General features: G+C 70.3%; 9 protein-coding genes. 7 read left to right on the top strand and 2 right to left on the bottom strand.

Annotated elements, in window-relative coordinates:
• Positions 1 to 80 precede the first annotated feature (80 nt).
• Positions 81 to 4,568 carry a Tat pathway signal protein gene (locus tag AB0I18_RS05040; RefSeq protein ID WP_363103962.1) on the top strand — a complete coding sequence of 1,496 codons (4,488 nt, stop codon included), beginning with the start codon at positions 81 to 83 and terminating at the stop codon, positions 4,566 to 4,568.
• 29 nt (positions 4,569 to 4,597) lie between these two features.
• Complete coding sequence (locus AB0I18_RS05035) at positions 4,598 to 4,966, top strand: hypothetical protein (RefSeq protein ID WP_363103961.1); 369 nt, start codon at positions 4,598 to 4,600, stop codon at positions 4,964 to 4,966.
• A 21-nt stretch (positions 4,967 to 4,987) separates the two neighbouring features.
• On the opposite strand, the gene AB0I18_RS05030 is transcribed toward AB0I18_RS05035, so the two are convergent.
• A complete protein-coding gene (locus AB0I18_RS05030; protein ID WP_363103960.1) occupies positions 4,988 to 5,764 on the bottom strand; it encodes an alpha/beta hydrolase in 777 nt (258 codons plus the stop codon).
• A gap of 130 nt (positions 5,765 to 5,894) precedes the next feature.
• Between AB0I18_RS05030 and AB0I18_RS05025 the strand changes: the two genes are divergently transcribed.
• The 5 genes from AB0I18_RS05025 (at position 5,895) to AB0I18_RS05005 (ending at position 12,783) form a co-directional block, all read left to right on the top strand.
• The gene (locus tag AB0I18_RS05025; protein ID WP_363103959.1) at positions 5,895 to 7,214 is read left to right on the top strand and encodes a radical SAM protein; all 1,320 of its coding nucleotides are present in this window, start codon (positions 5,895 to 5,897) and stop codon (positions 7,212 to 7,214) included.
• A gap of 223 nt (positions 7,215 to 7,437) precedes the next feature.
• Positions 7,438 to 8,964: a cellulose-binding domain-containing protein gene (locus AB0I18_RS05020; protein WP_363103958.1), complete on the top strand. Its 1,527-nt coding sequence runs from the start codon at positions 7,438 to 7,440 to the stop codon at positions 8,962 to 8,964.
• Between the two features lie 277 nt (positions 8,965 to 9,241).
• Complete coding sequence (gene rsgA, locus AB0I18_RS05015) at positions 9,242 to 10,351, top strand: ribosome small subunit-dependent GTPase A (RefSeq protein ID WP_363103957.1); 1,110 nt, start codon at positions 9,242 to 9,244, stop codon at positions 10,349 to 10,351.
• Positions 10,352 to 10,759: 408 nt separating this feature from the next.
• Positions 10,760 to 12,289 (top strand): AlkA N-terminal domain-containing protein, encoded by a 1,530-nt coding sequence (locus AB0I18_RS05010; RefSeq protein WP_363104003.1) that lies wholly within the window; start codon positions 10,760 to 10,762, stop codon positions 12,287 to 12,289.
• 2 nt (positions 12,290 to 12,291) lie between these two features.
• A complete protein-coding gene (locus tag AB0I18_RS05005; protein ID WP_363103956.1) occupies positions 12,292 to 12,783 on the top strand; it encodes a methylated-DNA--[protein]-cysteine S-methyltransferase in 492 nt (163 codons plus the stop codon).
• Here AB0I18_RS05005 and AB0I18_RS05000 read toward each other — a convergent pair.
• Entirely contained in the window at positions 12,755 to 15,385 is a 2,631-nt protein-coding gene (locus AB0I18_RS05000) for a hypothetical protein (protein WP_363103955.1), read from the bottom strand. The genes AB0I18_RS05005 and AB0I18_RS05000 overlap by 29 nt on opposite strands.
• Positions 15,386 to 15,394 lie beyond the last annotated feature (9 nt).

Genomic DNA, 15,394 nt, shown 5'->3' with positions numbered 1-15,394 from the left:
CTTGCCGACTCCGAACGGTCACCCCTAGCTTCCGTAGAGATCGGTTTCTATCGTGCCGTGCCGTCTCGTTAGGATCACGCATGTCCGTCACCAGAAGATCCGTCCTCGCCGGAGCCGCCGCCGGCACCGGCACCCTCGCGCTCACCGGTTGGTCCTGGGCGGCCCCCGAGCAGGCGTCCGCCGCCGGGGACGAGGAGGGCGCGGGTGCCGGACGCCTCGACCTCGTCGACTTCGGCGACCCGGACTCCGAGGCGGCGCACGGCCTGGAAGCCCCGGACTCGGCGGTCGTGGAGGGCAACGTGGGCGACCGGGCCCGGGTGGCGAAACCGCTCGCCACGCCGGACATCAAGACCGGCGACCTCCGCTTCACCATGAAGGTCGATCCGCTGCACCAGAACTACCTCACCGTGAAGTTCTGGGGCGGTGACACCTCCACGTACAAGACGATCGCGTACATCAACGGCGAGCAGATCGGCTACCGCCGCTCCGGCGACTACGAGGCGCTGAACACCGGCACCAACCGCCCGCTGCCCGGCCGCTTCTTCTACGCGACGGTGATGCTGCCGCTGGAACACACGAAGGGGCGGGAGCAGGCCGAGATCACCCTGCGGACGTACGACAACGCCTTCGTTGCCAAGGCCATCGCCAACTCCCGTGGCTACTACCGGGCTTACACCCACACCGGCGCGTATCTCGACGTGAGCGACGAACCGCAGGCCGACTTCACGCCACCCACGGACACGGTCGCGGACGTGTCGGACGAGCAGAAGCAGGCGCTGGTCGACGGCTATGTGGCGGGACAGGTGAAGCTCTTCAACGACTACTCGGCGAAGGTCGACGCGTCGCCGACCGCCCGGCTCAGCATCGTCCGCTACCAGGACGAACTCCGCTTCTACGCCACCGCGTTGACCCAGTCGAGCTGGTGCCCGGCGCGATCCGCCGCCGAGCGGAAGGCCGCGCTGCTGCGTGTCTTCAAGTGCGTCGACAACCACACCAGGGACTACTACGCCGACACCAGGCTCCTCGCACGCGGCGGCCACCAGGGCGACTGGGGCGGGTACTACGGGGCGCTCGGCGAGGCCCTCTACGTCGTCGAGAACCTGATCGCCGACAACGATGTCCACGGCCGGGAGGCCTTCGAGGCGTTCCTGGACGAGGAGTTCGTGACGGGCACTGAGGAAGGGGAGACGTCTTTGAAGGGCGTCGACCTCGACGGCTCAGCGCTCACCCGCCGGGCCGCCTGGGGCCGGGTGCTGAAGGCCAACTTCGACTACGCCCGCTCACGGCTCTCGTACATCTACAACCAGGTGATGTACACGTACGAGGGTGCCTGGGAGGCCCACGAAGGGCTGCGGGTCATCGGTTCCGGCTTCTACGAGGGCAAGGCGCGCAGCCACCGCATCGCGGGCGAGGCGCTCGGCTGGCTGCCCTTCCTCGGCGAGGAGGTGCTCGTCGGCCCGGACGGCCAGGACCTGGACCTTTTCCACTCGCTCTTCTACCACGACGCCACGGCCCGCTGGACCGAGGACTACCTCAAGTACGTCATCAAGGGCCTCGCCAGGTCCAAGCTCGACAAGGACGGCAACGTGGTGCGCCGACTGCCCCTCGGCGAGCACTTCACCACGATCACCGAGGCGGGCCACACCCGCGAGAACGGCTATGTCGCCAACTACGGTGAAGCCACGAACTACCTGCCCGAGTGGTTCCACCGGACCTGGGGCCACCGGGGCGACGAGGAGCTCAACGACCGGATCCTGGAGCTGGCACTGCGCAATCTGCACGCCCGCTCCCTCGCCCGTATGACCGACCTCGACGACAACCTCAAGCGCACCATGCGCATGGAGATGGTGATCGACGAGCGCAACACCAACTTCCCCGGATTCCCCGGGTACGCGTTGCGGATCTCCGAGGGCAGGATCCTCAACTACGTGTCCCTGGCACGGCACATGGCCGAGCACACCGACCGGTACACCGGTGACGACTGGGCGGCCACCCGCGCTCACGCCCGCGAGGCGGTCGGCTTCGCGCAGCAGCAGATCGCCGACCACCAGTACTTCAGCTCGTTCGGATCGGTCACCGGCAAGAACAAGTACGACCTCACCCTCGGCGAGACCTACGCCTACCTGAAATCCCAGCAACCGACCGGAATCGTCCACCCGCACACGGACTTCGCGTACTACACGCCGACCGAGCTGACGGCCCTCGGAGTGAAGCCGGGCGACTACGAGCGGTTCGCCTGGGTGGATGTGGACTGCATGTTCGTCTCGCTGCGAGACGGCGACCTCCATCTGTGGGGCCAACTCAACGAACGCCAGCGGGGGTTCGCCCGCAACGGACGCCTGCACGTCCGCCGGGCGAACCGCGACCACATCGTGCAGATCAACACCAACGGGCGCTTCCATTACGAGGATTACTGGGCCCGCATGGACAACATCGACGTCGACTTCATGGAGGACCAGCAGACCGGGGACTCCTCGGCCCCGCAGGCCCTCGCCGGCGAACTGGCACCCATCACGTTCCAGCCGGGCGTCGGAACGGTCCGCCGGGAGAACTTCGAGGCGGACCACGCGTATTCGGGCTACCCGGACCTGCTGACGGCCCGCTACGGCCGCTACCTCTTCGTCTTCAACACGACGCGGAAGGCGTACGGGAACGAGCGGGCGTACGAGGTGGAGGTGGAGTCGGCCGCCGGATCGACGAGCTCCTCGGTCCTCGACCTGGTGAGCGGGAAGGAACTCCCGGTGCGCGGCGGCAAGGTGAGCGTGCCGCCGAAGACCGGCCTGGTCCTCAAGCTGCCCACGGCGTCCGAGGCCGAACTCCCGCCCGCACACGTCGACTTCGTGCACACCCTGCCCGGCGACGGCGCCGTCACGGTGACCTGGCAGACGACCGCGGGCGCGTCGCACTACGCGGTGCGGCGGGCGACCCGGCGGCAGGGCCCGTACGAGGTCCTCTCGGCGAGGGAGACGGGCCGTCACTTCACCGACACGACCGCGCGCCCCGGCGAGACGTACTTCTACACGGTCACGGCGGTCAACGGCCAGGGCCCCGGCTGGACTTCACACACCATTCGGACCCGGTTGCCGGCTCCCGTCTCGGCCGGCCTCAGGAAGTCGGGCTGGCGGGACGACGCCCTCTTCAAGGCCCGGCCGGGCAGCGCGGCGGTACGCGGCTCGACGGTCCGGATACTCGGTGCACGCGGCGACGGGCTGGGCGAGGGTGACGACTACAAGGTGCCGTCCCGTGCCATCGAGGACGAACTCCACTACGTGAGCCGCCCGTTGACGGGCAGCTTCACCCTCACCGCCCGGGTGTCCGGCGCGCGCGGCCCGCTCACCGGACTGATGCTCCGCGACCGGATCGCCGCCGACACCCGCCACCTCTTCTTCGGGGCGGACAGCGACGGCCGGCTCGTCTTCCACAACCGCACCCGGGACAGCCGCCACGACTGGCAGGACGACGCGCGCTCACCGATCACGCGACGGCTCGACGGGCAGACCCTGGCCGCGACGCCGTACCTGCGGATCGTCCGGGACCTCAGCACCCACCGCGTGCACGGCCAGGTGTCGGCGGACGGAAAGACCTGGGTGACCGTCGCGTCACTCTTCACGCCCTTCCCCTACGCGGTCCACGCCGGCCTAGCGGCAACGGGCGACGCGGAGTTCGCGGAGGTGACAGCGGACCGCCTCGGGGCCCAGACCGTGCTGCTCTCCGTCGAACGCGACGCCGACACCGCGACCGTCCGCTGGAACAAGCCCGAGGACGCCCTGACCTTCACGCTCTCCCGCTCAACAGGTGGCGGGGAGTGGGAGGTTGTGGAGGAGGACACGCGTTCGTACTCCTACGAGGACAAGGGCCTGCGCCACGGCACGCGCTCCTACAAGGTGTCGGCGGCACTCGTCGGCGGCGGCACCCGCGACTCCGCCGTGACCGTGGCCGTCGCGGAGACGCTCCCCCAAGTCCTCACCAGGGCACGGAAGACGAACCCCGCCGACTGGACGAAGAAGTCGTACGCGGCCTTCACCACCGAACTCGACCGCATCGAGAAGGCGACCGGCGAGAGCGAGGACCAGCGCATCGACGACGTGTACACCGCACACGAACTCCTCGTCTCCGTCGAGACGTTGCTGCGGAAGTTCGCCGTGACCCAGTCCATGGTCGTGGCGTCCACCACCCAGTGGCCCGGTACCGGCACCAAGGAGGCGGCGGGCTGGCGGGCCTTCGACGGCGACCCGGCCACGTACACGGACCTGACGGCCACCGAGAGCTGGATCGACATCGACGCGGGCACCGCCGGTCCGATCACCGTCGACCGCATCCGCGTCTTCCCCCGCGCCACCCACCCGACCCGCGCCAACGGCACGGTCCTCCGCGGCTCGAACGACGACGGCACCACGTGGACCGACCTCCACCCGCTCGGCGGGATCGCCGCCGCCCAGTGGTACGAGGTCAAGCTCCCCGAGCGTGTCTCGTACCGGCGGATCCGCGTGTACGACGCCCACGACGGCCGCTGCAACTTCTCCGAGGTCGAGTTCTGGTACCAACTCCCCGACGAGGCACCGCGGTAGACCCGCACACCCAGTTGTAGCCTCGCTGAATGCTTACCGGAGTACTGATCGCCGAAAGCCTGCGGGTGGGCGCCGAGTTGGACTCGGTGCCCCTGCGGGTGACCAAGGTGTCACGGATCTCGATGCCCTCCGCGTCCCCCGCCCAGCCGGGGGAGTGGACCCTCCTGGACTTCGAGGCACCGGACGAGGACGCCGGACCACTGGCGGCATCTCTCGCCAACGGACTTGCCCGGCAAGGCGGTTGGTACGTCGACTTCCACACGGCGGACGAGGTGTTCGTGGTCTTCGCCGACCGGGTCTTCCGCTACGCGCGCGGCGACGCGGAGGGGCGCGCCGCCGCGGTGGAGTACGGCAGGTCGGTGGGGGTGCCGGAGTCTCAGCTCGACTGGGGCGACTGACCCCCGCCGAGCACCCGTACATCAGATGTCGCTCAGCCAGCCCTCGACCAGACCGGCGAAGTCCCGGGGCCGCTCCTCGTGCAGGAAGTGCCCGCACCCCTCGAACACCTCGACGCGGGACGCCGGATGCGTGAGCGTGCCGCGCTCGAAGTCGGCGGCGAGGGCGTTCGAATACACACCCAGCACGGGGTGGGTCCGGCGGGCGAGGTAGGCGCGGGTGGCGGGCCGCAGGCCGAAGGCGTCCGGGTCGAGGTACATACCGTCGCGGCACTGAGTGAGCACGTCCGGGTCCATGGCCGCCATCAACGCCCGCTGCCGGTCCCGGAGTCGAGCGTGCGTACCACCCACGAACGCCCCCTCCACGAAACGTGCCGCCCACTCCGAGCCCTCCCGTCGGAGCTCGCGCTGCTCCCCGGGAATCCGTACCGCCTCCGCCTCGTCGGCGCCGTACGCCGGATCGACGACCACCAACGCCCGTACGAGATCCGGGTGTTCCACCGCGAGTGCGGTGACCGCCTGTCCGCCCATCGAGTGGCCGACGGCGACCACCGGGCCGGGACCGAGCCGACCCAGCAGCTCCGCCAGGTCGGCGGCGAAGTCGTGCGGACCGTACCCCTTCGCCGGCTTCGGGGAGCGGCCGTGCCCCCGCAGGTCCGGGACGATCGCACGATGCCGCCAGTGCGGGAGGGTGGGCACCCAGTCGTCGCCGTCGCCGCCCCAGCCGTGGACGAGGAGGAGTGCCGGGGCCGTACCGGGGTGATCCGCGTGGTGCAGGCGTACCGGTGGGGTGGAGGTCACGCGCGCGACTCTAGACGGGCATCGCACCAGTCGGGCCCAGTCGCACTCCGAGGGGACCCGGCACCCCAGGACGGGCAGGCGGGGCATACCGTGAGGAGTCGCACGCAGCACCGGGAGCGAGGAGGACGGGATGGGCGGCCGTACCGCGCTGGTCGAGGATCTGATGGAGAGGTTCCCGCACGTACCGCGGGAGGCCGTCTTCAAGGAGGACCTGCTCCGTGGGGGTGTGGCCTTCGACGACTCGGCCCTCTCCGACAACGAGGACGGGGACGTCAAACCGAAGTCGTACTTCATCTTCTCCTTCGACCACGGCACCCTGCCCGAACTGGGCGAGGCGGCGCTCAGGCGGCCGCCCGAGGAGATCATCCTCACCGGCGGCCCGTACGACCTGCGGCGCACCGTCGTGTCCGTGCGCGTCAATCCCGCCTCGCCGTACCGGGTGGCCTCCGACGAGCACGGCATGCTCGGGCTCTACCTAGACGGGAAGCGGATCTCCGACGTCGGGGTGCCCCCGATGCCGGAGTACTACCGGCACACGCTCTCCAACGGGAAGTCCGTGATGGAGGTGGCCCCGACGATCCAGTGGGGCTACCTGATCTACCTCACCGTCTTCCGGGTCTGCCAGTACTTCGGCGCCAAGGAGGAGTGCCAGTACTGCGACATCAACCACAACTGGCGCCAGCACAAGGCGGCGGGCCGGCCGTACACCGGTGTGAAGGACGTCGAGGAGGTCCTCGAAGCGCTGGAGATCATCGACCGCTACGACACCGCGAAGGCGTCCACCGCGTACACACTCACCGGTGGCGCGATCACGTCCAAGGTCGCCGGGCGCGACGAGGCCGACTTCTACGGGCACTACGCCAAGGCGATCGAGGAGCGCTTCCCGGGCCGGTGGATCGGCAAGGTGGTCGCCCAGGCACTCCCGCGCGACGACGTACAGCGCTTCAAGGACTACGGCGTGCAGATCTACCACCCCAACTACGAGGTGTGGGACCGCCGCCTGTTCGAGCTGTACTGCCCCGGCAAGGCGCGATACGTAGGCCGCGACGAGTGGCACAGGCGGATCCTCGACTCGGCGGAGATCTTCGGCGCGCGCAACGTCATCCCCAACTTCGTGGCGGGCGTGGAGATGGCGGAACCCTTCGGTTTCACGACGGTCGACGAGGCCATCGCGTCGACGACCGAAGGGCTGCGCTTCTTCATGTCCCAGGGCATCACGCCCCGCTTCACGACGTGGTGCCCCGAGGTGACGACGCCGCTCGGCAAGGCCAATCCGCAGGGCGCGCCGCTGGAGTACCACATCCGGCTGCTGGAGGCCTACCGCGCGACGATGGAGGAGTTCGGGCTCTCCTCGCCGCCCGGATACGGTCCTCCCGGGCCGGGGAACGCGGTCTTCTCGGTGAGTTCGTTCATGGACAGTCTTCCGGCGAACGAGGTTTCTGTGGGCTGAGAACCGGGGGCTCATGGGGTTCAAGGGCCTGGTGGGGACGTGCGTCCGGGGCCGTGTTGGCTGGTGAGGACGCACGACCGGGGGTAACCGGATTTGGCGGTCCCGCTTGTCAGTTGTGCAGGGACCGTGAAAAACTCGGGGTCCGTCGCGAGACGTCCCCTCCAACTCCCGTATTACCCAGGTGAGTTGACCCCGTTTGTGGATGCAGGTGAAGTCCCCACCCATGCCCGACCTGCCGACCCCTCAGGACGCCGCCGAGGCAACACTGTTCTCGGAGTGCTGGGACGCCGTCCTTTCGTACGCCGACCTCTGCACCGGCGGTTCCGCCACCGCCCGCCAACTTGCCTCCGAGGCGTTCTCCCTGGGCGTACGCGAAGCCCGCGCCGCGGAGACCGAGACCGGCGGCAACAGCTTCGGACGCCGAGCCCGCACGCCCCGGCTGCCCCGAATCCCGCTGCTCCTGACCGCCGTACGCCAGACGACCGCCGCCTGGGAGGCCAGGGGCCTGGGCGACCGCCTCGACCCCGAACTGCGCCTGTGGCTCAACTCCGAGAAGGCGGCCCGCTTTTCGGGGCCGCCCCTGAACCGGCCGCTCGCGCTGCGCGGGCTGCGGGACATGCAGGAACCGGACGCCGCGCTGCTCTGGCTGGCCGAGGTCGAGGCGCTGCCGATCGCCGCCGTGGCCCGGCGGCTCGGTCTCGACCCGGAGGGTGCCGCCGACGAACTCCAGCAGGTGCGCGGCGTGTTCCGCGACCGCTGCCACCGCAACCACCTGGACACTCCGCTCTCCGAGGAGTGCCGCAGCTACGCCCGGCTCCTCGACGCGGTCACCCGCTCGCCCGGTGCCGACGTGCCCGACGACCTGTCGCGGCATCTCGCGCGGTGCGTCGAATGCGCCGAGGCCGCCGCCTGTATGCGGCTCGGCGGGGCGGGCCTGCCCGCGGCGCTCGCGGGCGGGGTGATCGGCTGGAGCGGGCTCGCCTATCTGGAGCGGCGGCGCAGAGCCGTCGAGTCGGGGCTCAGCCGAAGAGCGACCGACGGCGACGACCCGGACGGGTCCGTACCCGGACACCGGGAGGACAAGGCCGGGATTGGCCGTGCCGGGATGCTCGTCACGGCCGTCGTCGTATCCCTGCTGGCGCTCGTCGTTTCCCTGGCGCCCTTCGATTCCGGCGACGGATCCGTGGAGGAGGAGTCCGCGGGGCGGCAGTCGGTGGGGGAGGAGGTGCCTTCGTTCGACTCTCCACCGGCCGGCTCGTCGGACGCAGTGTCCTCGTCCACGTCCTCACCGAAACCATCGGACTCGGAATCGGAATCGGACTCCGGATCGGGGAAGGGCGCGGGGGCGGCGGATGCTGACAAGGAACCCCAGGGGGACTCCACATCCTCCGCCGAACAGCACGACGACATCGACACCAACCCCAGTGAGCCCGCCGTCTGCCATGCCCGGTACGAGCTGGTCAACGAGTGGCCGGACGGCTTCCAGGCCACTGTCATCGTCAAGTCCCTGTACGCCCTCGACACCTGGCGCGTCGGCTGGAAGTTCCCCGACGGGCAGCAGGTGACCCAGATGTGGGACGGCAGCTTCGATCAGGACGGCGCACGGGTGACCGCCACCCCGGCCGACTACAACAAGTCCGTCGACGCGGGGGACTCCCTCGCAGTCGGGTTCCTCGCCTCGCTGAAGAACGGGAACACGGCCCCGTCCGAGTTCACGTTGAACGGGCGGAGCTGCACGTACACGGGCTGACGGGGCGGGGCCGGCGCCTGACGTCGGAGCGAGGCCAAAAAACCGTTGGCCCGGTCGGAGGGGTGCGGGCTAGGGTGAAGGCGTTCTCGCGGCGGGTGCTGTCCCGTCGCAGGTGTAGTACCGGTGTGAACAGGGAGGTGTGACCGATGGCTGTCGTTGAGATGGGCGCTGCCCGCATCCGGAAGTTCATCGAATCCACCTCCGTGGTCACCGGCTGACACCCTTCTTCACCGCGCCCGAGTGCGCGCGGCCGGGGCCGCCCTTCGAAGGGTCACCCTTGTTTTCCTCTCCACCCCTCTCCACCTTTTCCTCCGCTGACCCGCTCGCGCCCTACGGCTGGGACGACGCGTGGGCGGATGAATTCCTCCCCTATCTCGAACGCGGGCTCGTGGCGGGCCGAGTCGTGCGGGTCGATCGCGGACAGTGCGATGTGATCACCGCCGACGGGCTCGTCCGGGTCGACACCGAGTTCGTGACGCCGAACGACCCCTTGCGGGTCATCTGCACCGGGGACTGGGCCGCCGTCGACGCCGGCGGCGATCCCCGGTACGTCCAGTCGTATCTGCCACGCCGTACCGCCTTCGTGCGGTCGACCTCGTCCAAGCGGTCGGAAGGGCAGATCCTTGCCGCCAACGTCGACTTCGCCATCGTCGCGGTGTCGTTGGCGGTGGAGCTCGATCTCGGACGGATCGAGCGGTTTCTCGCGCTTGCCTGGGAATCGGGGGCGCAGCCCTTGGTCGTACTGACCAAGGCGGACCTCGTGCCGGACGCGGTGACCTTGTCCTATCTGGTGCGGGACGTGGAGACCGCGGCGCCCGGTGTGACGGTGCTGGCGGTCAGCTCCACGGACGGGGACGGGCTCGATGTCCTCGCCGCGGTTGCCTCCGGCGGTACGTCGGTGTTGCTCGGGCAGTCCGGGGCCGGCAAGTCGACGCTCGCCAACGCTCTGCTCGGCGAGGACGTGATGGCCGTGCAGGCCGCGCGTGACGTGGACGGGAAGGGGCGGCACACCACCACGACCCGTAACCTGCTCGTCCTTCCCGGCGGGGGTGTCCTCATCGATACGCCCGGGCTTCGGGGCGTGGGGCTCTTCGACGCCGAGAGTGGGGTCGGGCAGGTGTTCTCCGAGATCGAGGAGCTTGGCGCGTCGTGTCGGTTCCAGGACTGTGCGCATGTGGCGGAGCCGGGGTGTGCCGTTCTGGAGGCGGTGTCCTCCGGTGTGCTTCCCGAGCGGCGGCTCACGAGTTATCGCAAGCTGTTGCGGGAGAACCAGCGGATTGTGGCCAAGACCGATGCGCGGGCTCGGGCGGAGATTCGGAAGGACTGGAAGCGGCGGGGGGCTGAGGGGCGGGCTGCGATGGAGGTCAAGCGGGGTCGGTGGCAGTGACCTTGGGCGTGCGTAGTCGGGTGCGGGCCCGCTGTGGCTGGTCGCGCAGTTCCCCGCGCCCCTAAAAGATTGGGGTGGCTTGGGACGGTGTGGACAGTGCGGGCCCGGTGGGGGCTGGGTGCGCAGTTCCCCGCGCCCCTAAAGGACAAAAGACAACGGCCGGGTGGGGTCTGCACCGCAGGCCCCACCCAGCCGCACTCGGCCTTCCGGCGTGAGGGGTCGTGTCGGGGTGTCCGATCGCCGCGGCAACGTGCCATGACTGGATATCCCGTCGCGGCACCGACCCCACCACCCACCACCCCAGGGGCGCGAGGAACTGCGCGACCAGCCCCCACCCAACCCGCAGACAACGCCACGTCCGATTCCCGCCAGCCCAGCCGCAGGCACCCCCGCACAATAGAAGGCGTGATTAACGAAGACACCAGATACGAAGCCGTGCGCAGCAGAGACGCCCGCTTCGACGGTGAGTTCTTCTTCGCCGTCGAGACGACGGGTATCTACTGCCGCCCAAGCTGCCCCGCAGTGACGCCGAAACGCCAGAACGTACGGTTCTACCCGACGGCCGCCGCCGCCCAGGGCTCCGGATTCCGGGCCTGCCGCCGCTGCCGCCCGGACGCCGCACCGGGTTCCGCCGAGTGGAACGTACGCGCGGACGTCGTAGGACGGGCGATGCGCATGATCGGCGACGGGATCGTGGACCGCGAGGGCGTCGCCGGACTCGCGCTGCGGCTCGGATACAGCGCCCGCCAGGTGCAGCGGCAGCTCACCGCCGAGGTGGGCGCGGGCCCGGTGGCCCTGGCCCGCGCCCAGCGGTCCCACACCGCGCGGGTGCTGCTGCAGACCACGGAACTGCCGATCACGGAGATCGCGTTCGCGGCCGGCTTCGCGAGCGTGCGGCAGTTCAACGACACCATCCGCACGGTGTACGCCTCGACCCCGAGCGAACTGCGCGCCGCCGCGCCCCGCCGGGGCGCCGCCTCGCGTCGTACGGCCACTCCTTCGGCGGGGATCCCGCTGCGCCTCGCCCACCGCGGCCCGTACCAGGCCACGGCCGTCTTCGACCTGCTGGCGGCCGAGGCTCTGCCGGGCATCGAGGACGTGTCCGGTGCGCCGGGCTCCCGGACCTACCGGCGCACCCTCCGTCTCCCGTACGGCACCGGCATCGTGGCCGTGGAGGAGCGGCCCCTGGGCGCCCCGGGGCAGCCGTCGCGAGTGAGCTCCACACATACAGGCGGCTGGCTCGACGCACGGCTGCACCTCACGGATCTTCGTGATCTCACCACCGCCGTACAGCGGCTGCGGCGGCTCTTCGACCTCGACGCCGACCCGTATGCCGTCGACGAGCGGCTGGGCGCCGATTCACGGCTGGCTCCGCTGGTGGCTGCCAGGCCCGGGCTGCGTTCGCCGGGGGCCGCCGACCCGGAGGAACTCGCCGTGCGCGCGCTCGTCGGACGGGATGGGGCCGAGCGGCTCGTACGGGAGTACGGGAAGGCGCTGGACGCGCCCTGCGGAGGGCTCACGCATGTCTTCCCGGAGTCGGCCGTTCTCGCCGAGGCGGGAGAGGCGGCCGACGCGAGGGCAGGCGGCGCTCTCACCGCACTCACCGGTACTGTCGCCGCACTCACCGAACTCGCCGCCGCTCTCGCCGACGGCCGGCTGCGTCTCGACTCCGGCGCCGATCGCGATGAGGCAGAGGAGGTCCTGCTCACCCTCCCCGGTATGGATTCCCGTACGGTCGCCGTCATCCGGACCCGTGCCCTCGGCGACCCCGACGTGGCCCCACCGGACGCGTCCGTTCCCGACGCCTGGCGGCCCTGGCGTTCGTACGCCCTGCGCCACCTGGCAGCCGCCGGCCCCGCCCCGCAAGACCCCGTTCCGCAAGACCCCGCCCGGCAAGACCCCGCCACGACGGCCGAGTCGGAAGTGGAAGAGCAGTGACCATGGCCCGCACCCAGTACGCGCACGTCGACAGCCCCGTTGGCCAACTCCTGCTGACCGCCGATGAGTTCGGGGCTCTGACCTCCCTCTCCGTGCCCGGTCAGAAAGGCGGTCGCAGCGTGCGGCCCGACTGGCGGCACGCCCCGGATCTCTTCCGGGATGCCGAGCGGCAACTCGCCGCCTATTTCGCCGGTGAACTGAAGGAGTTCCAGCTGGAGTTGAGAGCTGTCGGCACCGAGTTCCGGGAGAAGGTCTGGGCCGCGCTCGACTCCGTTCCGTACGGCGCGACCACCACGTACGGCGAGGTCGCCGCACGGATCGGGGCATCGCGTGCCGCCGTACGGGCCATCGGTGGTGCGGTCGGTGCCAATCCTCTGCTGATCGTCCGCCCGTGCCATCGGGTGATCGGTGCGGACGGCTCCCTCACCGGCTACGCGGGTGGGCTGGAGCGCAAGCAGCGACTCCTCACGCTGGAGGGGTGGACGTCCGGTTGACGGTCCGGGAGTCGGGTGAGCCGATGGAGGCCACCAGCTCCCGGACCACGACGTCGTACGCGGGATCGGCGTAGTACGAACTATGGGCCAGGAGCGGTGAAGCGGGGTGACCGTCACGGGCGTTGACGTTGTGCGGGTCGCGCAGTTGGTACTCGTCGCCCATCTTGCGCAGCCAGACGCCGTCCACGTCCACGTCCACGTCCCTCTCTCCGTCCCCGTTCACCGATGTGCCGTCGATCAGCCTCCACGCCGCACCGGTGGGTGCGGGACCCAGCAGGCCCCGCTCCGGGTGCGCCAGGACCGGGCCGCCGATGTAGTCGCTCCATCGGTGCAGGTTCCGCCAGCGGGGGGAGAGTTGGCGGTACAGGCCGTTGAGGGTGGCGTGGCCGACGTACGCCGGGAACAGCCGTGCGTAGGCCCACATCAGCTGTGAACCATGGGTGACCAGGGCGAGCCGTTCGCGGGCGCCCGGAGTGACGGTGAGGGCCGCGGCCACGCAGATCAGGCTGCCCTGGCTGTGGCCCGACAGGACGACCTTTCCGCCGTCGCGGGTCTTGTCCTCGATGCGCTGGGCGAGCGCGAGGACCGCGCGGCCCCCGTAAGGGGGAGGCACGATCGGGTGGGTCAGGCGGGGCCAGAAGGCGAGCAGGTCCCACAGGATGCCCACGCTGCGGCGCCAGCTGGGGCTGCGGAAGGCGCGTAGGCCGAGAAACGCCAGGCCGACGGCGATGCCCGTGAGCACCCAGGTCCCGAGCACCTCGCTGCAGAACGAGAAGAAGTCCTCTCGTCCGCTGGTGTCGGCGCCCGCGCCCGTGCCTGCCCCTGTACCCGTTCCGGTGCTCGTGCCGTACACGTGCCGACGGATCCAGTCAGGGCCCGGGTCCCGGCCGGGGACGACCGCGACGACGGCGAGAGCGCCCTGTATCGCCGAGGCGACCGCGCCGACGATCCCCAGGGACGCCAGCCAGAAGGGCAGCCGGTACTTGAGCCGGGCGCCTCGCCAGGCCGCGCCGATGCCCTTGACCGTGCGTGAGGGTACCGGTGGCCGGGCGGGGTAGTCGGCCCTGATCCTCTCGACGAGGTCCATGCCCTTGGGCAGCCCCGGCCACAGGTAGTGGCAGGCCAGGAGGACGGCGGCCGCGAGGGCCAGCGGGACGACCAGCAGGCCCCACAGCAGGGCCGTCACATGGAACAGGTCCGGCAGTTCCAGCGGTTGCCGTTCGGCCGGCGTGGCCCTGTCCGCGTGTCCGAGGAGCCGGGCTGTCTGGAGGGCGAACCCGGAGGTGAAGCCGGTGGCCAGGAGCACCGCGAAGCCCGTGAGGACCGTGCACGCCATGCCGGACCACATGCGCCGGTACGGGAGCGGGACGACGGGCGCGGTCCGGGCGGGGCTCCGGCGGGACAGGGCGAAGTTGGCCGCGGCGAGGACGACCAGGAGCAGGGCGGCGGCCGCGTAGTGGGCCTGGAACGCCCAGTCGAAGCCCGTCAGACGCTCTGGACGCTTCTCCGCCATCGACACGAGGCGCGTCTGCGGCGTCGGTTCGGCACGGCTGCCCCAGCAGGCCGCGATCACCACGACACCGGCGAAGACCGCCCAGGCGACCCTGTTCAACCATCGGTAGGCGGCGGGGACGGCGCTCGGGTCGACGGCGGCATCCGCGTCCTTCGCCAGGAGCGCGTGGCCCGCCGCCGTGGCCACGAGGCACCAGCCGGCGATCGCGAGGGCCACCCAGAACAGCGTCCGCAGTGCGGTGTGGGACCAGCCGTAGGCCGGAGCGAGGCCGTCCACCTGGTGGGTGGACAGGTGGGAGACGAGCATCGTGACCACCGCGAGCGCGGTGGTCAGGTGCAGTAGGCGCAGCAGGGCGGTACGGGGTGACGGGGACCAGAACTCCCGCTGGTCCAAGGCTCCTACGGGGTCGACCTTGGCCATGGACTCTTTGGTCTCGACCTTGGCTGCCTCGGGGCCGGGGCCGGGGCCGGGGCTGGGTCCAGGCTCGGGCGGTTCGGCGAGGGGGGCCGGGTGGAGGTACACCTTGGTGCTGATGGAGCCGAGCAGCCACACCGCGGCCGCCGGAACCGCCGCGCCGAGAGCCAGCCGCCACGACCAGCCGACCTCGTGACGGCCGATGAGGGGTACCCGCCTCGCGCACTCCCTCGCGCCGCCGCACTGCCAGGCGATCAGGTCGATCGAGACGAAGGCCACGGCGGTCACCAGGAGCACCGTCATCACCAGCCCGAGCAGCCGCAGCACGACATCGGCGACCTGCCGGGCCCGAATCGCCAGGGCATCTGGAGTGTCCGGGGCGTCGGGGGCGTCCGGGGTCTTCGGCCTCGACTCCATCGGCAGTGTGTACCGTGCCAGGTTGATCACCCCGAACGGAGCCATCAGAAGCCACAGCGCCTTGGATACCGAACCGGAGGTCATCGTCCCCCAGTGGAACGCCTCGCAGCGCGTCCCCGACGCCGACGGCATGGGCGAGTGGCGGAAGAACCGTGCCGTGTCGTCACCGTCGACCTGCCGGATGCTCTCGATCTCCAGAAGGCTCTGCGGGACTGTGCCGCTGACGCCGTGGACGCGAATCTCCACCGTCTCTGCCATGCCGACAGC

It is taken from the genome of Streptomyces sp. NPDC050704 (assembly GCF_040654355.1).
GTDB lineage: Bacteria > Actinomycetota > Actinomycetes > Streptomycetales > Streptomycetaceae > Streptomyces.
Note: the sequence above shows the minus strand (reverse complement) of the source record. Positions and strands in the feature narration are given on the sequence as shown.